The sequence below is a fragment of the [Mycobacterium] fortunisiensis genome (assembly GCF_019050325.1).
Classification (GTDB): domain Bacteria; phylum Actinomycetota; class Actinomycetes; order Mycobacteriales; family Mycobacteriaceae; genus Mycobacterium; species Mycobacterium fortunisiensis.
Genome location: NZ_VOMB01000016.1, coordinates 582,049 through 603,280, shown reverse-complemented (window position 1 = coordinate 603,280; position 21,232 = coordinate 582,049). Strand labels below are relative to the sequence as shown.

Genomic DNA, 21,232 nt, shown 5'->3' with positions numbered 1-21,232 from the left:
AAGGACGACTGACCAGTCTAGAGAGTCGACGTGGGCAGATCCGGGCGGGCCGACCCACCACTAGACACACTCCCTTAGGGTGTCTACCCATGGCCCGGACCTACCAGTGCGAGCGCGTCGAGTTGGACTTCATCGACCGCGCGCCGTTCCGCTTCGTCAGCACCGTCGATCTGGCGATCACGCCCGAGCAACTCTTCGAGGTGCTCTCCGACGAGACCTCGTGGCCGCAGTGGGCGACTGTCATCACCGACGTGCAGTGGACCAGCCCCGAACCGCGCGGCGTGGGCACCACCCGCACTGTCACGATGCGCGGGCACATCGTCGGCGACGAGGAATTCCTGGCCTGGGAACCGTTCTCACACATGGCGTTCCGATTCAACACCAGCACGTCGAACGCGATCTCGGCCTTCGCCGAGGACTACCGCGTGGTCCAGACCCCGGACGGTTGCCACCTGACCTGGGTGATGGCCATGAAGCCCAGCGGGCTGGCCGGACAGTTCGGGATGATGCTGGGCCGGCCCGTGATGGCCTGGCTGTTCCAGCGTTTCCTGCACAACCTCCGCCGCTATACCGATCAGCGGTACGGCACCTAGACCAGGCCCTCCCAGACCGCGCGCCGGTCCCGATCGGGATCGGCGACCGTCTCGTCCCGGGTGGAGCGGATCACCCGGGTCAGTCGCTGCCCGCGGTCGTACCGCGGCCAGTCGGTGACCTCGGCCCGGGCGAAATCCAGCCAGGTGCGTTGCATGCGGCGGCCCACCGACGGCTGGACCCGACGCCCCAGCGGGTGCAGCTTGCGGCCCAGGTACGACCCGTAGCTGTGCTGGATGTGCACGATCTCGCTGCCATGGGTGGCGCCCAGGCCCAGTACCCGCAACGTCCAGGTGGTGTGGTCGAACCGATAGACATGGGTGGCCGCGTCCGCGCTGTAGGCGTCGGCGAAAGCCCAGGTCGGCGCGCCGAACATGACGTCGGACCCGAACGCCACCAGTGCCCGTCGCCGCGGAAGATCGGGGTAGGCGGCCAACAGCCGGTCCCTGACGTGGGCGGGCCGGCGACGAAAATACTCCTGCACACCGGCCGGTGTGGTCGGCAGCATCGGCGGTTTGCCCCAGGCGAACATCGATGCCTCGTGGCTGTTGGTCCCGATGATCAGCGGGACCGGCGACACCGCACCGGTCCGCGCCGCCTCGATGGGGTGCAGCGGCAGCAGATCGACGCCGTGGGTCAGCCCGTAGGCCAACGTCGGTGTCTGCTGCGCACTTTCCAGCTGCAGTTGACCGGCGGCGCGACGCAACTGGCGCTGGGGCAGCACCTTGAGCTGCTCCGCCCCGACCCCGAGCAATTGCATGAAGCGCCGCGACTGGCGGGCCCGCGCTTCGCGGTCGGCGATCAACGGCAGCGCCGGGCTCTGCGCGATGGCCCGGGCGAACAGGCCTTCGGCAGCCGGGCTGGCCAGCAGTGCCAACACCGATGTGGCACCGGCCGATTCACCGAACACCGTCACCCGGTCGGGATCACCTCCGAAGGCCGCGATGTTGTCACGCACCCACCGCAAGGCCGCGATCTGGTCACGCAGGCACAGGTTGTCGTCGAATCCCTCACCCAGGTCACCGAGTTCGAATCCGCCGAACACGCCGAGCCGGTAGGTGACGTTGACGACGACCACGTTGCCGTTGGCGGCCAACCGGGAGCCGTTGTAGAGCTGCAGTTGACCCGCACCGTAGACAAAGGCGCCGCCGGGGATCCACACCATCACCGGCAGCGCCCCAGCGGTGTCCGGAGACCAGACGGTGACCGTCAGGCAAGCCTCGTCCCGGACCTTGGGATCGTCACGGCCTCCCCCGACGAACGATCGGCCTTGTAGTGGCAACGGACCGTGCTCGACGGCGTCGCGCACCCCGGCCCAGGGCAGCACGGGCTGCGGGGCCAGAAACCGCAGGGCCCCCACGGGCTGCTGCGCGTACTCCACACCGCGCCAGACGCTGACACCGCCTTCACGGGTACCGCGTAGCTGCCCATGGGTGGTGTGGGCAATGGTCGAATGTTCCGCAACGACGGACACGCCTGAATCCTAATGTGGCAAGCTGAACAGGCCGTTGAGCACGGACCTACCGCCGAATGCGATGGAGCGACGCGATGACCTTCAACGAGGGTATGCAGATCGACACGAGCACTACCTCCAGTACCGGCGGCGGACGCGGACCGGGTCGTGGCATCGCGATCGGCGGCGGCCTGGGCGGGCTGCTGGTCGTCGTGCTGGCGATGTTCCTGGGGGTGGACCCGGGCACCGTGCTGCCCCAGCAGCAAGAGATGGGAACCAGCGGGGTGGAAGCGGAGGGCTTCGACCTGAGCCAGTGCAAGACCGGCGCCGACGCCAACGAAAAGGTCGAGTGCCGCGTGGTGGCCACCGGCAACTCGGTGGACGGGGTGTGGCAGCAACTGCTCCAGGGATATACCCGTCCGCACGTACGACTGTTCAAGGGACAGGTCGACACCGGATGCGGGCCGGCCACCAGTGACGTGGGACCGTTCTACTGCCCGGTGGACAAGACGGCATACTTCGACACCGATTTCTTCCAGGTGCTCGTCGACCGTTTCGGTTCCAGCGGCGGACCGCTTGCCCAGGAGTACGTGGTGGCCCATGAATTCGGCCATCACGTCCAAGATCTGCTCGGGGTTCTCGGCAGGGCCCAGCGCGACCCGGAGGGCGCCACCGGTGCCGGGGTGCGCACGGAGCTACAGGCCGACTGCTACGCCGGGGTGTGGGCGCACTACGCGTCGATCACCCGGCAGGAGGGCACCGACGTACCGTTCCTCGAACCACTGAGCGACAAGGACATCGCCGACGCCCTGTCGGCAGCGTCCTCGGTGGGCGACGATCGCATCCAGGCCGCGGCCACCGGCCGGGTCAACCCCGAAGCGTGGACCCACGGCTCCTCCGAGCAGCGCCAGAAGTGGTTCACCATCGGTTATCAGACCGGTGACCCGAACAAGTGCGACACCTTCGCCGCGAACAACCTTGGCTAGGAACGCCACTCCCATCGACGCGGTAGCCGAGCGCTACCTCGATACCTACGCGCGGCTCGATCCATGCGCCGCAACAGAACTCGGTATCACGGGTCATGACCACGAGGTGACCGATTACTCACCGCAGGGCGTCACCGCACGTGCCGAAGCCGCCCGGGCGACGCTGGCCGAGCTCGACGGTGTCGAGCCCGTCGACGATGTCGACGTGGTGACCGTGGCCGCACTGCGCGAACGTCTCGGCGCCATCGTCGACGTGCACGAGGCCGGCCTGGATCTGGGTGAGCTCAACGTCATCGCCTCGCCGTTGCAGACGATGCGCGACGTGTTCGACCTGATGGCCACCGACACCGACGACGACTGGGCCCTGATCTCGGCGCGGTTGGCCAAGGTACCCGAGCGCGCCGCGGGTTACGGGCAGGCCCTGCGCGAAACCATCGCCACCGACCACGCCCCGGCGGTGCGCCAGGTCACCCGCGGTGTCATCCAATCCCGGCAGATCGCCGAGCTGTTCGCCGAAATGGGTACCGGTGCGGCGCCGGGCAATCCGCGTCTGCAGGCGGAACTGCGACGGCGGGCCGACGCCGCGGCCGATGCCTATCGGCGGCTCGGCGACGTACTGCGCGAAGACATCGCCCCGCGTTCCCGGGAAGCCGATGCCTGTGGCCGCGACACCTATCGACTGATGTCACGGTTGTTCCTGGGCAGCGCCATCGACCTCGACGAGGCCTACGAGTGGGGTTTGGAGCTGCTCGATGCCGTTGTGGCCGAACAAGAGTCGATCGCACAGCAGCTCTATCCCGGCGCCACGGTGGCCGAAACCCTGCACCGGCTCGACGAGGAGTCGCGCTACGTGATCAGCGGCACCGATGCCCTGCAGGCCTGGATGCAGGACCTCTCCGATCGCGCGGTCGATGCCCTGGCCGGCACCCACTTCGACATCGACGGGCCACTGCGCACCCTGGAATGCCGGATCGCGCCGACCCAGACCGGCGGCATCTACTACACCGGCCCCTCCGAGGACTGGTCACGCCCCGGGCGGATGTGGTGGTCGGTTCCCCCCGGCGTGGACACCTTCCACACCTGGCAGGAAACCACCACGGTGTTCCATGAGGGCGTGCCCGGCCACCACCTGCAGATCGGCCGCGCCGTGGCGCAGGCCGAACAGCTCAACCGGTGGCGGCGGCTGGGCTGCTGGGTGTCGGGCCACGGCGAGGGCTGGGCGCTCTACGCCGAGCGGCTGATGGCCGAGCTGGGCTGGCTCGACGATCCCGGTGACCGGATGGGAATGCTGGACGCGCAACGTTTCCGGGCCGCCCGGGTGGTCCTCGACATCGGTGTGCACTGCGGCCTGACCGCACCCGACGGCGAGGTCTGGGACGCCGAGCGGGCCTGGAACTTCCTGACCTCGCATTCGGCGATGGCCGAGGAGAACCTGCGCTTTGAACTGGATCGCTACCTGGGCTGGCCGGGGCAAGCTCCGTCGTACGCCATCGGGCAACGGATCTGGCACGAACTGCGTGACGATGCCCTGCGCCGGGGCTCGCCGCTGCGAGAATTCCACACCCGCGCACTGGATCTGGGCGGCCTGCCACTCGACGTGCTCAGATCGGCATTGTCCGACTCCTGATCGGCGCTGTGATGTAGTTCACAGCTGAGGCTTGTCACGGTTGGGCCGGTGAGCGGTGTCTCAGAGGGTGACCACCGACGACAGAGGGGGGCTCACCTGAACGCGACCGAGATATTCGACGGGTACCGACCGCTGCTGTTCACCCTGGCCTACGAGATCCTGGGCAGCGCTGCGGATGCCGAAGACGTGGTTCAGGAAAGCTATCTGCGCTGGATCGCGGCGGGAGACGTCAGCTACCCGCACGCCTATCTCGTGCAGGTCGTCACGCGCCAGGCACTCAACGCGCTGCGTGCCGGCAAGCGCCGGCGCGAGGAGTACGTGGGCAATTGGCTGCCAGAGCCGATCCAGACCGCCGCCGACGCGAGCGAGGACGCGGTCCTGGCCGAATCGGTGTCGATGGCGATGCTGCTGGTCCTGGAAACCCTCAGCCCCGACGAACGTGTGGTGTTCGTCCTGCACGAGGTGTTCGGCTACAGCCATCCCGAGATCGCCCGCATGGTAGGCAAATCCGACACCGCCGTGCGCCAGATCGCCCATCGCGCACGCGAACACGTGCAGGCCCGGCGGCGGCGATTCACGCCGGACGCACAGGTGGCGCGTGCCGCCGTCACCAAGTTTCTCAAGGCTGCGCACACCGGGGACGTCGACGGCCTGATCGCGGTGATGGCTCCCGGAATCGTGGCGTTGTCCGATGGCGGCGGACAGGTGGCCGCCGCGCGTCGCCCGGTGATCGGGCCCCAGCGCGTCGCACAGTTCATGGCGGGATTGGCCGGGGGCGCCATGGCCGGTTGCGAAGTCTCGTTCGCGAACTACAACTCGATGCCGGCCGTCACATTCCGCCGAGCCGGGAAGCTGGATTCGGTTCTGCTGATCGAGCTGACGGACGGACAGATCACCGCCCTGTACGCAATGCGAAACCCCGACAAACTGCGCGGCGCCGCTGCGACGCGCACCCTGGCCCGACCACAGGAGGACTGATGCAGACTGTCACCGTCGAACGCACGATCGCCGCCCCGCCAGAGGCGGTGTTCGACTTCTTGAGCAACGCGGCCAATTTCACGCGTTCGCCGCTGGTACTTCGGCAGCGTTTGGCCGAACCCGGCCAGGGAGCCCCGTATGGGCAAGGAGCGCTGCGCATCCTGTTCTGGGTGATCGGCTGGTTCCGGGAACGCATCACCGCTTACGACGCCCCGCGCTCATTCGACTACTCGGTCGAACGCAGTTTTCCACCGTCGGAACACCGGTTCGGCCGGGTGAGCTTCGCTGCGGTGGACGGGGGAACGCACGTCACGTGGACAACGACGTTCCGGGTGAAGTTCCCACTCATCGGCGGGGTGCTGACCCGGTGGGTCGGCCGTCCGGTGCTGAGCAGGGTGTTCAACGACGTGCTGGATGCGGCAGCGACGGATCTGGTCAATCGCTGACCAGCTTGAACAGATATCGCTAATGTGTTCAAATGCCCAGCGCGGATCGCAGCGTGTCCCCATCGCTGCTGGGCGCCGCGGCCGCCACGTTACGACGGTACGGCCCAAGACAATTCAGCCTCACCGCGGTAGCAGAAGCGGCCGGCGTCTCGCGTGGCACCGTCCACAATTCGCTCGGCAGCCGTGACAACGCCATCAAGATCGCGCTCGATCACCTGGCGTCGGGGTTCGTCGAGTCGATGGCCACCGAACTCGACCGACACGACCGCCTGACCGATCAGGTGGCGGCCGCGGCAGTGCTCATCTGCGCGCACCGGCAGCAGTCGGACTCCGTGGCAGCCCGCGGCATCAACGAGAGCATCCTGGTGTTGCTGTTGCGCAATGTCGGCGACGACCTGATGCGACGCTCGATCGACCTGTGGAAACCACACGTCGGAGCCGCCCAGCAGCGCGGCGAGGTCGGCGCGGGTATCGCACCGGCACGCGCCAGTGAATGGATCGTGCGCCTGCTGATGAGCTTCGAACTGCTGCCGCCGATGGGCGTGAACCTGGACAGTCCGCGTGCCGTCAAACGATTCGTAGCCGACCACATCGTCGTCGGCCTGACCGGAGGGCAGCGATGACGCAGCCAGATTACGAAGTCGCCATCATCGGCGCCGGTCCGGGTGGGATCGCGGCGGCACACCTCTTACACCAGAAGGGTATCCACGACTTCGTCATCATCGAACGCGGTGACGACTTCGGCGGCACCTGGCGCGACAACCACTACCCCGGCCTCGCCGTGGACATCCCGATCCTGTGGTACCAGCTCTCGTTCGCACCGAACCCGCAGTGGTCCAGGCTGTTCGCCCCCGGCCCGGAGATCTACCGCTATTTGCGGGACACCGCCGCCAATCTCGGTCTCTACGACCACCTGCACGCCAATGCCGAAGTGACCCGCCAACTCTGGGACGACGAACAGGGCATGTGGCAGTTGCAGATCCGGGACCGGCCGCCGGTGACCGCGCGTTTCTTGATCAGTTCGGTCGGCGGGTACGTGAACGCCAAGCCGACCGTCGATATCGCCGGCCTGGACGATTTCACCGGCACCGTGCTGCGGCCGAACGCCTGGGACGACTCCTATGACACCCGCGACAAGCGGATCGCGGTGATCGGCACCGGCTCGTCAGGTGTGCAGATCTCGGCCGCGCTGTCCGCCCAGGCCGCCAATCTGGACGTGTACCAACGCACACCGGCCTGGGTGTTGCCGAAGGTCGACTTCGACATCGCACCGTGGATGCAGCGGCTGTTGCGGTTGCCCGGGATGGTCCCCCTCGTCAACACCGCCGGCCGGCTCGCCATGGATGCCTTCATGGTGGCGCCCATCGTGCACGCGTTCTCCCGGCTACCCGACCGGGTGTTGCGCCGCCTGATGCCACTCTACGACGGCTGGTCGCGGCTGCTGTACCGGCTGTTGCTGCGGGCCGTCGTCCACGATCCGGCCACCCGCCGAAACCTGGTGCCGCGCTCCGGCATTCTGGCCAAGCGGCCGGTGATCTCGAGTACCTTCCTGCCGGCGCTGAACAACCCCACCACCCACCTGATCACCACGCCGATCGAACGGATCACCGCGACCGGTGTTCGCACCAGCGACGGCGTCGAACACCCGGCCGATCTGCTGGTGCCGGCCACCGGCTACGAACTGTGGATCGATCCCGAGACCTACCGGCCCGGAACCATCCTCGGACCCAACGGATTCGACCTGGCCGAGTACTACCGGGCGCACGGCCTGCAGAGCTACGCCGGCACTGCGCACCCGCGGCTGCCCAACCGCTGGGAGATCGTCGGCCCGCTCGGATTCGTCGGCTTCGCCTGGCCCGACTACGTCGAGACAATGGCCGCCCACGCCGTCCGCATCATCGACGAGACGCGTCACCGCGGCGCCCAGGTCGCCACCGTCAGCCAGGATGCGTTCAACCGGTGGAACGCCCGGATGCGCCGCGACGGTCGCGTCGCGCACCTGTACTACACCGCGGCGTCGGGCCTGAACACCTATTTCGTCAACTCGCAACAGGAAACCCCGTACTACCGGCCGCAGACGATCACCGGATCCCGGCAGTTCGCCCGGCACTCCCCGCTCTCCGATTACCAGTTCACCGCCGTCCACACCGCCGCACAACCCGAGGAGCAACCGGTATGACCACTCCCCTGGCCGGGCGGGTCGCCTACGTCACCGGCGCGGCCCGCGGGCAGGGCCGCTCGCACTGCGTGCGCCTGGCCCGCGCCGGCGCCGACATCATCGCGCTCGACGCCTGCGCGCCGGTCGCCGAACACAACGGCTATGCCGCTGCCACCCCAGACGACCTGGCCGAGACGGTGGCGCTGGTCGAGGGCGAAGGTCGCAAGATGGTGGCTCGCGAGATCGACGTGCGCGACGCCGACGGTCAACGCCGACTGGTGGCCGACGCGGTCGAGCAGTTCGGCCGGCTCGACATCGTCGTGGCCAACGCCGGCGTGCTCAACTGGGGCCGGCTGTGGGAAATCTCGGCTCGGCAGTGGCAGGACATTCTCGACGTCAACCTCACCGGTGTGTTCAACACGGTGCAGGCGGTGGTGCCGCCGATGATCGAGGCCGGCAACGGCGGGTCCATCATCACTGTCAGTTCGGCGGCCGGTGTCAAGGCCGTGCCCGGGTGTGGTCACTACTGCGCCAGCAAGTTCGGTGTCGTCGGACTGACCAATTCACTCGCCGTCGAGTTGGGCGAGTTCGGCATCCGGGTCAACTCGATCCACCCGTACGGCACCGACACCCCGATGGGCAACGACCTGTCGATGTACCAGATGTTCGCCGACCATCCGAACTACATCCACAGCTTCTCGCCCGGTGCCCTGCCGACGGATTCACTGGCCCCGCCGGACACCATATCCGACATTGTGGTGTGGCTGGCCGGCGATGCGTCGTCGTTGGTGACCGCCGCCCAGATCCCGGCGGACAAGGGGTATCTGAAGATCTGAGCCGCGCATTTCCCCTGCCGAGCAGACGCAAAACTGCCCCAAACCCTGCTGGGATTTGGGGCAGTTTTGCGTCTGCTCGCGGTGGGACTAGAGGCGCGAGTGCGCGGAGATGTTGGTGTCGGTGGTACGCAGCGGCCGGATCAGCCCGTCCTGGCTGAACGAGGCGATGAGCTCCCCCGCTTCGGTGTGCACTGCGCCGCGCACATACGACATGCCAGCCCCGACCTGGGTGCTCTCGTGACTGTAGAGCAGCCAGCCGTCCCAGCGCACCGGCTCGTGGAAGCTCACCGTGACGGTCATCGGCGCGGTCGAGACGGTGAGATGAGCCTGGGCGGTGCCGATGCCCTCGTGGGCCCGCATCGTGGTCGAAATACCGAGGTGCCCGGTGAAGTACGCGATCAGCGCCTTGGCCAGATCATCGCGCGCCGGGACGGGATCGTAGTGCAGCCAGGCATACAGCTCCGGCGGGCCGACCTCGTCGGGACTGTTCACGTCGACGACGTCGACCAGGCGCAGCTCACGTCCGGACATCGGCATGTGTGACACGTGCGAATCGGCCGGGCCGGCCACCTCGGGCCGGGGCAGATGGTGGCGGATGACGTCATCGGAGGGCACATCGGCCAGCACCGTGACGGTGATGCAGCGCTTGCCGTTCTGCGAGGCGCTGATCACCGCGCTGGCCGTGGAACGCCCTTCGCTGATCACGTCGATGTCGAGCTCCACCGGTGGTCCCACCATCACCGCCCGGGCGAACACCGCGTGCGCCGAGCGAATCGACTTCTCCGGGAAGCGTTTTGCCGCGGCGACGATGGCCGCACCCAGGATCTGGGTACCCTCCACCACCTGGCGCTCGTCAACGCCGGCCAGGCCGCTCGGCACGGTGAAGCGGTTTTCCCCCGCGGGTTCTGCGTCGAACAGGTCGAGCAGCATCTGCAGCGTCCACTGTGTGGGTTCGGCCCCGGTGGCGGCGGACGCCTCGTTGGTTCCGGCGGTCATGGTTTTCCCTCCTGGTTGATCACGGTCTCGGCGAATTCCGAAATAGTTTGTGGCGCGGCGAAATCCGCGAACCAGACATAGAAGCGTTCGACCCCCTGGGCCGACAACCCGGCGAAGTGCCGGCCGAGTTCGGCGGCGTCGCCGCATACCAATCCGTCGCCCAGATGCCCGAACAGCCGGGTACTGCGCTCGGTGACCGTCGCGCGGTCGGCACCACGACCCACGAATCCGACCATCTGCTGCAGGGACACCCGTGCGGTGTCCACGGTCGGCAGCAGGGTCGGCAGCCGGTCCAGCTGATGCGACGGGATGTTCCACCAGTCGGCGTGGGCCCGAACCAGATCCATCATCCGCTTGCCGGTCCCGCCCAGTACCAACGGGATTGGATGGGAAGGACGAGGAACCTGCGTCCGGGCGGAGTCGTCGGCACCCCAGTACTGCTGCAGCAGCTCCAGGTTCTCTCCCAGCCTGCGCACCCGGGCGGCGGCATCGCCGGTCTCGACCCCGAAGCGGTCGAACTCCTGCGGCCACGAACCCGAGCCCAGACCCAACTCGAATCGCCCACCGGTGGCCTCCGACAACGTCACGGCCTGCTTGGCCAGCACCGCCGGATGCCGGAAGGCATCACAGAGCACCAGGTGGCCGATCCGGAGCCGCTCCGTGCGCGCCGCCACCCAGGTGGCGACAGTCATTGCCTCCCAGATGCTTTGGTGGGTGGCGCCGGGAGCCTCCAAGTGGTCGATGAACGCGATGCCGTCGAACCCACTGGCCTCGGCCACCCGCGCCCGCTCAACGATGCCGCCAATGTCCAACCGCACCTGGGGCAGGAACAGGAACCATTCACTCATCGCTGCACCACAGTAATCACTACCCGCCTATTGGTTCTACAGAAACGGTAACGTCATTCTCGCAAGTGGAGCATGACGGAGGTGATGGCGCAATGGCTAGGGCGGCCGAACGACCGGCGGCACAGGCACGTGCCGAGGCGCACGCCGATCGGGCCCGGCGCTTCATGAAGTCGGCACTGACCATCCTCGGCGAGACCGGGCGCACCGACTTCACCGTGCTGGAGGTGGTGGAGCGCTCGAAGACCTCATTACGGTCGTTCTACCAGCATTTCTCCACCAAGGATGAGCTGCTGCTGGCCCTGATCGACAAGATCATGGCCGAGTCCACACAGCGCTGGCGCGCCGACGTCGACGGCCTGGCCGGACCCGCGGCGCTGCAGTCGCTCATCGAGCGCATCACCACCCCGGCCGCCTCGAGCACCCAGGACAGCATCAACCGCGGATTGACCTTCTACAACGATCACCTCGCCGAGTCGCTCCCCCGTGAATACGCCCGGGTCCTGGCACCGTTGCACGAGCTCATCGGCGACATCCTGCGCGGGGGGATCGCGGCCGGGTCGTTCCGCTCCGACATCGATGTCCAGTGCACCGCGGCGCTGATCATGCAGTCAGTGCTGGGCGCGATGCGGCTGCGCTCCCTCGGCGTGGAACTCAACGGCGCGCCGATCGACGGCGAGCACATCTACGCGTTCTGCGTGCGCGGCCTACTATCCCCGCCATCACCGGTCTGACCTGGACTTTTCCCGCCCCTTGAGCGATCGCCCGAATCGGCTCGTCCATGCTGGTCACCGCGTGGTAACGTCATTACCAGTTTCGGATAACTTGACTCTTCCAGGAGGCGAACATGCCCTCACGCGAGCTTCCCTACCCGGTGTTCGACGCTGACAACCACTTCTATGAGCCCAAAGAAGCCCTCACCAAGTTCCTGCCGGAACACCGCAAGGGCGTCATCGACTACATCGACGTGCACGGCCGCACCAAGATCGTGGTGCGTAACCACATCAGCGACTACATCCCCAACCCGACCTTCGAGGTGGTCGCCCGCCCCGGCGCCCAGGAGGAGTACTTCCGGCACGGCAGCGGCGGCAAGAGCTACCGCGAGGTGATGGGCAAGCCGATGAAGGCGATCCCGGCCTTCCGCAATCCCGAAGCGCGCCTTGAGGTTCTGGACAGCCTCGGCCTGGACTACACCATCATGTTCCCGACACTGGCCAGCCTGGTCGAGGAACGCCTCAAGGACGATCCGGACCTGATCCTCGACATCATCCACGCCCTCAACGAGTGGATGTACGAGACCTGGCAGTTCAACTACGCCGATCGCATCTTCTCCACCCCCGTCATCAACCTCGGCGTGGTGGACCGCGCCCTCGAAGAACTCGAGTGGTGTCTGGAACGCGGCGCGAAGACCGTGCTGGTGCGGCCGGCGCCGGTGCCCGGCTACCGCGGCACCCGTTCGCTGGGATTCCCGGAGTTCGACCCGTTCTGGGACGCCTGCGTCAAGGCGGGCATCCCGGTGTGCATGCACGCCTCGGACAGCGGTTACGCGCAGTACCTCAACGATTGGGAACCGGCCGAAGAGTTCCTGCCGTTCAAGCCGACGTCGTTCCGGATGGTCGCGATGGGCAAGCGGCCGATCGAAGACACCATGGCCGCACTCGTCTGCCACGGTGCCCTGACCCGCAACCCGGATCTGCGCATCTTGTCCGTGGAAAACGGCGCCTCCTGGGTGCCGTACCTGTTCTACCAGTTCAAGGACGTCTACTCGAAGATGCCGAACGAGTTCCCGGAGAATCCGATCGAGGCGTTCAAGCGCGGCGTGTACGTGGCCCCGTTCTGGGAGGACGACTTCAAGCAGATGGCCGACCTGTGCGGCATCGACCGGGTGATCTTCGGGTCCGACTGGCCGCACCCCGAAGGGCTGGCCGACCCCATCAACCTGGTCGACGACCTGCAGGCACACGGTCTCGACGACGAAGGTGTCCGAAAGGTGATGGGTGGCAACCTTGTCGACCTGTTCAAGGTCGAGAACAAGAAGGTGTACAAGCCCGATGTCCCCGCACTCGTGCTGAACTGATACCCCACACACCGATATGACAAGAGGCTGAACCGATTTCATGACAGACGTGGCAAATCCCGAACAGATGCTGTTCGCCTCGACCGCGCAGGCCTTCCTGGAAAAGGAGGCCTCACTGAGTCATCTGCGTGACTGGCACAGCGCCGGGGTGTCGTTCGAATCCGACTGGTGGCAACGGGCCGCCGAACTCGGTTGGGCCAGCTTGCTGGTTCCCGAGGAGCTCGGCGGCGGCAGCGTGTCCGGCGACGGTTTGGCCGACCTGGCCCTGGTGGCCGAGCAGGCCGGCCACACCGTGACACCCGGGCCGTTGCATCCGGTCAGCGTGGTGCTGGCCGGGCTCGTCGAGGCGCCGGCCGGCCACGAGCAGACCATCGAATCACTGGTCTCCGGCGAACTCGTGGCGTCCTGGGCGGTGTACGAACCCCAACGGCCGTTCACACCGCTGGATGCCGTCACCACCGCGACCCGCACCGCCTCGGGCTTCCGCCTCGACGGCGCCAAGGACCGGGTCGAGGCCGGCGACAAGGCCGATCTGTTTCTGGTTCCGGCCCTGTGCGACGGCGAATTACGACAGTTCGTCGTGCCCGCCGGCGCGCCCGGCGTGACGGTCACCCCGCAGTCGTCGGTGGACCTGGCCAAGCAGTACGCACGGGTGCAGTTCGACGGTGTCGACGTCGGCGAGGACGCCGTGGTGGGCACCGCCGAGCAGACCCCGGCAGTCATCGAACGCCAGCGTCAAGTCGCCCTGGTGTTGCAGTGCGCGGAAATCGTCGGAATCCTCGATGCGGTGCTGGACATGACCAACCAATGGTTGTTCGACCGGCACAGCTTCGGCCGTCCGCTGGCGTCCTACCAGGCCCTCAAACACCGGGCCGCCGACATGAAGATGTGGTTCGAGGCCTGCCGCGGTGTCACCGCCGGCGCGGTCGCCGCGGTCGGTAACCGCTCACCCGAGGCCGAACTCCTGGTCAGTGTCGCGAAAGCCTATGTGGCCGAACGAGCCCCGGTGATGCTGCAGGACTGCGTCCAGTTACACGGCGGCATCGGTGTCACCTGGGAACACGACCTGCACCTCTACCTACGGCGAGTTGCCCTCTACCGCGCCATGTTCGGATCACCCGAAGACCACCACCGTGCGGTGTACGCATTGAACCGCAAGACCCGCGCCCGCGAGGAGTCCTGAGCATGACAGAAACCGTGACCGCTCCCGGAACAACGGAATCGGTGGCCGAATTCGCGGCGCGGGCCCGCGCCTGGCTGGCCGAGAACATGCCCCCGATCGATCCGGACCATCCGCCGTTCTCGGTGCGGGCCGAGGCGGCGTCCTGGGAACGGGCCAAGGAACTGCAGAAGCGGCTGTACGAAGGGGGCTTTGCCGGGATCTGCTTCCCGCGCGAATACGGCGGGCTGGGGCTGGACTACTCCTACCAGAAGGCGTTCGACGCCGAATGCCGCAGCTATGAGATGCCGCTGATCCTCAACACCCCGTCGTTCACCATCTGCGCGGCCACGATCCTCGACATGGGCAGCGAAGCCCAGAAGCGCGAACGCATCTCGGCCGCCATCCGTGGCGACGAGGTACTGGTGCAGCTGCTGAGCGAGCCCAACGGCGGTTCGGACCTGGCCGGTGTGATCACCCGGGCCGACCGACGTGAGGACGGCACGTGGGTGATCAACGGTGCCAAGACCTGGAGCACCAGCGCCTTCGCCGGCGACTACGGACTGATGCTGGCCCGCACGGACTGGACGGTGCCCAAGCACGAGGGCCTGACGATGTTCCTGGTGCCGCTCGACTCCCCGGGCATCACCATGCGCCGCATCAAAGAGGTCAACGGCAACGAGGAATTCTGCGAAGAGTTCTTCGACGGTCTCGAGCTCGGTGACGACGCGGTGGTGGGCGAGGTCAACGACGGGTGGACGGTGGCTTCGCGCCAGCTCCACCACGAGCGGCGGGCCGTCGGCGGCGGGTCGGAATTCGCGAGCGGGACCGGCGCCGAGAACGCCAACGAGATGCCGCCGGACCACGTCGGTCTGGCCGAGGCGACCGGCCAGGGCGACGACGCCCGGGTGCAGGATCTGGCCGGGCGCGCCCTGGTCCGACGGGAAGTCAAGCAACAGCTCATCGAGCACGTCTCACGCTCGATCGCCAACGGCTCCCTGCCGCCGAACGCCGGGACCTTGATCCGGCTGTTCCACGCCGAAACCACTGAGCTGGAAGTGGACACCGCACTGGCCATCGCCGGCACCGCCGGGGTGGTCGACGAGGGCACCGCCGAGAGCCCGGACCGCGTCGGGCTTCTCGACATCGGTATCCGCTATCTGTCGCGACAGACCGGATCGCTGGGCGGCGGTACGTCCGAGATGGCCCGCAACGTCATCGGCGAGCGCATCCTGGGCTTCCCGCGCGAGCTCGCCGCCGACCGCGGTGTGCCGTTCAATCAGGTCAAACGCAACAAGAGCTGACTGGGGCCCGGTGATCGGGCACGGCCATCCCGGAAGGGGTGCCGGGTACGGTGGGGACCAGACAACGCAGGGGGATCCTGATGCCCACCATTCGTCTGGAGCGGGTGATCGCCGCCCCGCGCGAGCAGGTCTTCGATTGGATGGCCGACCCGGCAGCCCTGGCCACTGCACCGCTGGTGCTGCGGTCAGGCTGGGCGGCGGGTTGGTCGCAACCTGTGGTCGCGGCGATCCGGGCGGTGACCGGGGCCGGCATGTGGTTTCGGGAGGAGATCACCGCCTACGACCGGCCGAACAATTACTCGTATCTGATCATCGGGTCGTTCCCGCCGTTCGACCATGACGGTGGGACACTGACTTTCACACCACACGGTGACGGCACGCATATCGACTGGACCACCAGCTACACCCACCCCTTGCGCGCAGGCGGCAAGGCGATGGAAGCGATCAGCTCACGGCTGCTCCCGTGGAATTTCCGGGCCATCCTCGACAACTGCGCCAAGGCGCTGGAACCTTAGCCGAAGCCTCGGCCGTCAAAAGAGCACCGGTTGCGCCGGCGCCACGGCCTCGGGCACGGTAGCGACACTCGCCCCGGGCGCCGGCCCCCGCAATCCGTGCCGGGCCACCAGTGGTGCCACCCGCGCCCGGAGCATGTCGCGATAGTCGCCGGGCAGGTACGCACCACGCCGGTACAGCCGCTGATAATCCGCGACCAGCTCGGGATGGTCGCGCTGCAGCCAGGACATGAACCAGCCCCGCGTCGTGCCCCGTAGGTGCAGGCCGAACACCGTGACCCCGCCGGCACCAGCCGCGGCGATCCGGCCGAGCAGATCATCGAGTTGCTCGGCCGAATCGGTCAGATACGGCAGCACCGGCGCGACCATCACGTGACAGTCCAGACCGGCGTCACGGATCGCGGTGATCAGGCCGAGACGGGCGTCCGGGGTCGGCGTGCCCGGCTCCACCGCCCGGTGCAGCTCTGGATCCCCGACCGCCAGGGACACCGAAACGCTCACCGCGACGCGACCCGACGCCTCGGCGAGCAACGGAAGATCACGGCGCAGCAGTGTGCCCTTGGTGAGGATGGAGAACGGCGTCCCGGAATTGGTCAGTGCCGCAATGATTCCCGGCATCAGCGCATAACGGCCCTCGGCCCGCTGGTAGGGGTCGGTATTGGTGCCCAGCGCCACCGTCTCACGGGTCCACGATCGGCGGCGCAGTTCACGGCCCAGGACCTCGGCGACATTGGTCTTGACCACCACCTGGCTGTCGAAATCCGCCCCGGGGTCGAAGTCGAGGTATTCGTGCGTCGGTCGGGCGAAGCAATACCGGCAGGCGTGGCTGCAGCCGCGGTAGCCGTTGACCGTGAAGCGGAACGGCAATGCCGACGCCGCGGGAACCTTGTTGAGCGCCGACTTGCACAGCACCTCATGGAACGTGATGCCGTCGAATTGCGGCGTGCGGACGCTGCGCACGAAGCCCAGCCGTTGCAGACCGGGCAACGCGCCGTCGTCCACCCGCACCGACTGACCGTCCCACCGCATGCTTCCATCGAACAACTGTTCGATGCTTATGTCAAGGTAATTCCACGCCTGTCGAAGAGGCCCGACGGTTGCAGCGCCGACCAATCCCGTGGACGATCAAGGTAATTCGTGGGAGAGGCGGATCGGTTGCCGGGACCAGCGGTGGACTTCACTGACGCGGCCAGACAGCCGCCGCTGCACGCACGTGGGCTCGACGAGGTCATGACCGAGCTGGATTCCTCCCCGGCCGGACTCGATTCCACCGAAGCCGACGCCCGACTCACCCGGTTCGGACCCAACCGGCTGCCCGCACCCCGGCGCAAATCGCTGCTCATGCGGTTCATCGCGCAGTTCAACAACGTCCTGATCTACATCCTGATCGCGGCCGCGGTACTGAAGGCGATCCTGGGCGAATGGGTCGACTTCGCGGTGATCATGGTGGTGGCGATCATCAACAGCGTCGTCGGCTTCCTCCAGGAAGGCAAAGCCGAGCAGGCGCTCGACGGGATCCGCAAGTCGCTCTCGCTCAATGCCCGGGCTCGACGCGACGGCGACTGGGTGAACGTCGATGCCCAAGCCCTGGTTCCCGGCGACGTCGTCCGCATCGGGTCCGGCGACCGGGTCCCGGCCGACATGCGGCTGCTGGCAGTGACCAACCTCGGCGTCGATGAGGCGGCACTGACCGGGGAGTCACTGCCCGCGGCCAAGGATGTGGCACACGTCGACCCCGAGGCGGGCCTCGGCGACCGCACCTCGATGGTGTACTCCGGCACGATCGTCACCTCCGGCTCGGGCACCGGGGTGGTGACCGCAACCGGCAGCGCCACCGAACTCGGCCGCATCCAGACATTGATCACCGAGGCCAAGGGCATCGACACTCCCCTGACCCGCAAACTCACCCAGTTCGGTCGTCAGCTGTCCCTGCTCATCCTGGGAATCGCGGCGGTCATGTTGGTCACCGGCCGGCTGATCCACGGCTTCTCGGACAACGAGCTGATCTCGGCAGGCATCAGTTTCGCCGTCGCGGCGATCCCCGAAGGGCTGCCTGCGGTGGTGACGATCACGCTGGCCCTGGGTGTTCAGCAGATGGCCCGCCGGCGCGCGATCGTCCGCAAGCTGCCGGCCGTGGAAGCGCTCGGCGCGGTTGATGTCATCTGTTCGGACAAGACCGGCACCCTCACCCAGAACGAGATGACCGTACGCACGGTCTGCATCGCACAACACGACTACACGGTGTCCGGAACGGGATATCGACCCGACGGACACATCGAATGCGACGGCCGCCCGACGGTCCCCGCCGACGATCCCGGTCTGGCGGCCCTGATCGCCACGATGACACTGTGCAACGACGCGCGCCTCACCGAGGTCGACGCGCAGTGGCGGGTGGTGGGCGAGCCGACCGAGGGTGCGCTGCGGGCATTGGCGGTCAAGGCCGGGTTCGATGGTGCCGACAGCCCCCGACTGGCCGAATTGCCATTCGAATCGGCCAACAAGTTCATGGTGACCCTCAACGCGGCACCCGGCGGCGACCGGACACTGCACGTCAAAGGCGCACCCGACCGTCTGCTGGACCGGTCGACGACCCAGTTGCGGGGCGAGGTCACCGAGCCGTTGGATCGCGCGTACTGGGAGGCGCGCATCGATGAACTGGGCGATCAGGGTCTTCGCGTGCTCGCCGCCGCCCGCACCGGTGCGCCCGCCGGCGCCGACACGGTGACCGCCGCCGATGTCGACGACGGGTTGGAGTTCCTCGGCATCGTCGGCATCGTCGATCCCCCGCGGCCCGAGGCGGTGACGGCCATCGCCAACTGCCACAGCGCCGGTATCGGGGTCAAGATGATCACCGGCGACCACGGCGGCACGGCCCGGGCGATCGCCCGCGAGATGGGCATCACCACCGACCCGAATCCGAAGGTGCTCACCGGCGCCGATCTCCAGGCCATGAGCCAACCGGCGCTGCGCGACATGGTCGACGAGGTCGACATCTATGCCCGCACCAGCCCCGAACACAAACTGCGCATCGTCAGCGCGCTGCAGGCCGACGGCAAAACGGTGGCGATGACCGGTGACGGGGTCAACGACGCACCCGCGCTCACCCGCGCCGACATCGGCGTCGCCATGGGAATCAAGGGCACCGAGGCGACCAAGGAAGTCGCCGGCATCGTGTTGGCCGACGACAACTTCGCCACCATCGAACGCGCCGTCGAAGAAGGCCGGCGCATCTACGACAACATCCGAAAATCGGTACTGTTCCTGTTGCCCACCAACGGTTCTCAGTCGCTGGTGATCCTGGTGGCGATCCTGTTCGGATTCGCCTTGCCGCTGCAGCCGGTACAGATCCTGTGGGTCAACACCGTCACCAGCATCACACTGTCCCTGGCGCTGGTCTTCGAGCGGGCCGAACCCGGCATCATGGCGCGACCACCCCGGTCGGCCAACCGCTCCCTGGTGTCGCTGCCGGACGTGTCGATGATCGCGCTGGTGTCCGTCCTGGTGGCCGGGGCGTCGGTCAGCGTGTTCTTCATCGCGCAGTCCGCCGGGTACCCGCTGCCGGTCGCCCAGACGGCCGCGGTGAACATGCTGGTGATGGGGCAGCTGGCGTTCCTGCTGAACTGCCGGTTCCTGACCGCCTCAAGCCTGCGGCCCGCGGTGTTCCGTGGCAACCCGTGGATCTGGCGAATGGCGGCGGCGCTGATCGCCCTTCAGTTGGTGTTCGTCTACACCCCGTTCATGCACACCTGGTTCCACTCCGCGCCGATCTCCCCGCGGGGCTGGGCGATCGCGCTCGTCTTGGCGACCGTGATCTTCCTGATCGTCGAAGCCGCCAAAGCGGTGGGTCGCCGGCTCGGGTACTGAACGACTGGGTGCGCCGATGCCGCGGTTTCGGGTACGGCATCGGCGCGCGCCGTGGGCGCATGCCCAGTCAATCACGCGCCGGGACGGAGGCGGAGCCGCCCCGTACGCACACACTTATCGAACACCCGTTCGAGGCCGACGTCAAGTGGTCGTCTCAATCCGTGGGAGTCGAACCGGACCCCGGTTCGAGCGCCAGACGAACCTGAGATTCGATCGCGGCGATCACCGGCCGTGGCAGGTGCACCCGTCCGCGACCGTCCAGATCAACGATGATCTGCTGCACCTTCCGCAGGTAGGCCGTCTTCTCCCCGGGCTGATCGGCCGCGCGGGCATGGTTGTAGAGCTTGGCGGCGGTATCCAGGTCCGCGCGGTCGTCGTCGGCCAGATAACTGGTCCCGGTCGCCTTGCCATCCCGCTCGCACCGCGCCCACTGGCGGCGCAACACGTCGACTGCCGCACGGTAGCGGCCGGCGAACCCGGCATCGCCCGGATAGACATCGGTGGCCAGCGCCTGCGCCTCGCCCAGCGCCGTATGAAAATCCATCACGTGATCGCGGGTGATATCGGTGACGCCCGGATACCGCAGGTAGAGCGCAGGATCCAGCTCGTAGGCGCCGTATTCGGCGAGTACCCGCCGATGGACAACGCAGGCCGCCTCCCACAACCGCACATCGGCGGCCGGTGACGCGCTCGGTGCACTCACCACTGCTTCCGGCTCCGCCGCGGCGAACGCCCGCTCGGGGGTCGGCGGGGGCGGACTGCCGTGTTGCCCGGCGGCCTTCATCTGCTGGTACTTGCGCGGCTTCTCCGGGACCGCGCGTTCCAGCCGACGCAGAATCTCGGCGGCCACCGGATCCGTCTCCAGCAGGGCGACGTGGTAACTGGCGTCGTCCCGGAAGGTCAACTGCAGATAGCGCGCACCTGCAACACGCAGATCGCGATCGCCGGGCGCGACCCGGGTCTCGGGCGACGTCGCGGCGGACAGGCCGACGTCGACAAGATCGGTCAGCGGCCGCACCACGTCCTTGCTGTCCTCGGTGCCGATCAGAATCTGCCCGTCGACGAGTCCCAACCGCACCGCAGCCCGTCGCCGGGTCCACCGCCCGGCAACGCCGAACGCGACCGAACTCGACAGGGCCGCACCGACGATCAGCATGACGACCTGTGGCGCGATTCCAGCGGCAACGAGAATGACCAACAGCGGTACCGCTGCGACCAACAGGGCCAGACCGACACCCCTGCGGATGCGATCCTGCACCTCAAGGTATTCGGTACGGGAAACCAGAGCGAGATCCTCGCCCGGCGGCGCCCCGACACTCATGCCCTCGCACCGTTCCGCCGCACGCCACGGACACTACCGTGCGGCCGCTGATCACCGCGCCCGTGCGTATGGTTTACCC

19 protein-coding genes are annotated in these 21,232 nt (G+C 67.3%); 14 read left to right on the top strand and 5 right to left on the bottom strand.

The window, feature by feature from the left end:
• Positions 1-89 precede the first annotated feature (89 nt).
• Entirely contained in the window at positions 90-593 is a 504-nt protein-coding gene (locus FR943_RS13245; RefSeq protein ID WP_217157745.1) for an SRPBCC family protein, read from the top strand.
• On the opposite strand, the gene FR943_RS13240 is transcribed toward FR943_RS13245, so the two are convergent.
• Positions 590-2,065 carry a carboxylesterase/lipase family protein gene (locus FR943_RS13240; protein WP_217157743.1) on the bottom strand — a complete coding sequence of 492 codons (1,476 nt, stop codon included), beginning with the start codon at positions 2,063-2,065 and terminating at the stop codon, positions 590-592. The genes FR943_RS13245 and FR943_RS13240 overlap by 4 nt on opposite strands.
• Positions 2,066-2,139: 74 nt before the next feature.
• Between FR943_RS13240 and ypfJ the strand changes: the two genes are divergently transcribed.
• Genes ypfJ through FR943_RS13205 form a run of 7 tightly spaced genes read left to right on the top strand, consistent with a single transcriptional unit; the run spans position 2,140 to position 9,075 of the window.
• Positions 2,140-3,030: a KPN_02809 family neutral zinc metallopeptidase gene (gene ypfJ, locus FR943_RS13235; protein ID WP_217157741.1), complete on the top strand. Its 891-nt coding sequence runs from the start codon at positions 2,140-2,142 to the stop codon at positions 3,028-3,030.
• Entirely contained in the window at positions 3,023-4,657 is a 1,635-nt protein-coding gene (locus FR943_RS13230; RefSeq protein ID WP_217157739.1) for a DUF885 domain-containing protein, read from the top strand. The genes ypfJ and FR943_RS13230 overlap by 8 nt, the downstream gene beginning before the upstream one ends.
• A gap of 48 nt (positions 4,658-4,705) precedes the next feature.
• Positions 4,706-5,635, top strand: a complete 930-nt coding sequence (locus tag FR943_RS13225) for an RNA polymerase sigma-70 factor (protein WP_372448126.1) — start codon at positions 4,706-4,708, stop codon at positions 5,633-5,635.
• On the top strand, positions 5,635-6,081 hold the full coding sequence (locus tag FR943_RS13220; protein WP_217157737.1) for an SRPBCC family protein: 447 nt from the start codon (positions 5,635-5,637) through the stop codon (positions 6,079-6,081). Before FR943_RS13225 ends, FR943_RS13220 begins: the two co-directional genes overlap by 1 nt.
• 32 nt (positions 6,082-6,113) lie before the next feature.
• Positions 6,114-6,704 carry a TetR/AcrR family transcriptional regulator gene (locus FR943_RS13215; RefSeq protein ID WP_217157735.1) on the top strand — a complete coding sequence of 197 codons (591 nt, stop codon included), beginning with the start codon at positions 6,114-6,116 and terminating at the stop codon, positions 6,702-6,704.
• Positions 6,701-8,260 (top strand): flavin-containing monooxygenase, encoded by a 1,560-nt coding sequence (locus tag FR943_RS13210; RefSeq protein ID WP_217157732.1) that lies wholly within the window; start codon positions 6,701-6,703, stop codon positions 8,258-8,260. The genes FR943_RS13215 and FR943_RS13210 overlap by 4 nt, the downstream gene beginning before the upstream one ends.
• The gene (locus FR943_RS13205; RefSeq protein WP_217157730.1) at positions 8,257-9,075 is read left to right on the top strand and encodes a mycofactocin-coupled SDR family oxidoreductase; all 819 of its coding nucleotides are present in this window, start codon (positions 8,257-8,259) and stop codon (positions 9,073-9,075) included. The genes FR943_RS13210 and FR943_RS13205 overlap by 4 nt, the downstream gene beginning before the upstream one ends.
• Positions 9,076-9,162: 87 nt before the next feature.
• Here the strand turns inward: FR943_RS13205 and FR943_RS13200 are convergent, their stop codons facing one another.
• On the bottom strand, positions 9,163-10,005 hold the full coding sequence (locus FR943_RS13200) for an acyl-CoA thioesterase (protein WP_217158225.1): 843 nt from the start codon (positions 10,003-10,005) through the stop codon (positions 9,163-9,165).
• A 62-nt stretch (positions 10,006-10,067) separates the two neighbouring features.
• On the bottom strand, positions 10,068-10,919 hold the full coding sequence (locus FR943_RS13195; protein WP_217157727.1) for an LLM class flavin-dependent oxidoreductase: 852 nt from the start codon (positions 10,917-10,919) through the stop codon (positions 10,068-10,070).
• Between the two features lie 92 nt (positions 10,920-11,011).
• Here FR943_RS13195 and FR943_RS13190 point away from each other — a divergent pair, with 92 nt between their 5' ends.
• The 5 genes from FR943_RS13190 to FR943_RS13170 all read left to right on the top strand — a co-directional run bounded on the left by FR943_RS13190 (position 11,012) and on the right by FR943_RS13170 (position 15,971).
• Positions 11,012-11,650, top strand: coding sequence for a TetR/AcrR family transcriptional regulator (locus FR943_RS13190; RefSeq protein WP_217157724.1), 639 nt, complete (start codon positions 11,012-11,014; stop codon positions 11,648-11,650).
• A gap of 113 nt (positions 11,651-11,763) precedes the next feature.
• On the top strand, positions 11,764-12,993 hold the full coding sequence (locus FR943_RS13185) for an amidohydrolase family protein (protein ID WP_217157722.1): 1,230 nt from the start codon (positions 11,764-11,766) through the stop codon (positions 12,991-12,993).
• Between the two features lie 40 nt (positions 12,994-13,033).
• Positions 13,034-14,176: an acyl-CoA dehydrogenase family protein gene (locus FR943_RS13180; RefSeq protein ID WP_217157720.1), complete on the top strand. Its 1,143-nt coding sequence runs from the start codon at positions 13,034-13,036 to the stop codon at positions 14,174-14,176.
• A gap of 2 nt (positions 14,177-14,178) precedes the next feature.
• Complete coding sequence (locus FR943_RS13175) at positions 14,179-15,456, top strand: acyl-CoA dehydrogenase family protein (RefSeq protein ID WP_217157718.1); 1,278 nt, start codon at positions 14,179-14,181, stop codon at positions 15,454-15,456.
• 80 nt (positions 15,457-15,536) lie between these two features.
• Positions 15,537-15,971 carry an SRPBCC family protein gene (locus tag FR943_RS13170; RefSeq protein ID WP_217157715.1) on the top strand — a complete coding sequence of 145 codons (435 nt, stop codon included), beginning with the start codon at positions 15,537-15,539 and terminating at the stop codon, positions 15,969-15,971.
• A gap of 15 nt (positions 15,972-15,986) precedes the next feature.
• Here FR943_RS13170 and FR943_RS13165 read toward each other — a convergent pair whose 3' ends face one another.
• Positions 15,987-16,997, bottom strand: coding sequence for an Rv2578c family radical SAM protein (locus tag FR943_RS13165; protein WP_217157713.1), 1,011 nt, complete (start codon positions 16,995-16,997; stop codon positions 15,987-15,989).
• Between the two features lie 141 nt (positions 16,998-17,138).
• On the opposite strand from FR943_RS13165, the gene FR943_RS13160 reads away from it, so the two are divergent.
• A complete protein-coding gene (locus tag FR943_RS13160) occupies positions 17,139-19,832 on the top strand; it encodes a cation-translocating P-type ATPase (RefSeq protein WP_308170539.1) in 2,694 nt (897 codons plus the stop codon).
• A 154-nt stretch (positions 19,833-19,986) separates the two neighbouring features.
• Here FR943_RS13160 and FR943_RS13155 read toward each other — a convergent pair whose 3' ends face one another.
• A complete protein-coding gene (locus FR943_RS13155; RefSeq protein ID WP_217157711.1) occupies positions 19,987-21,153 on the bottom strand; it encodes a hypothetical protein in 1,167 nt (388 codons plus the stop codon).
• Positions 21,154-21,232: the final 79 nt, after the last annotated feature.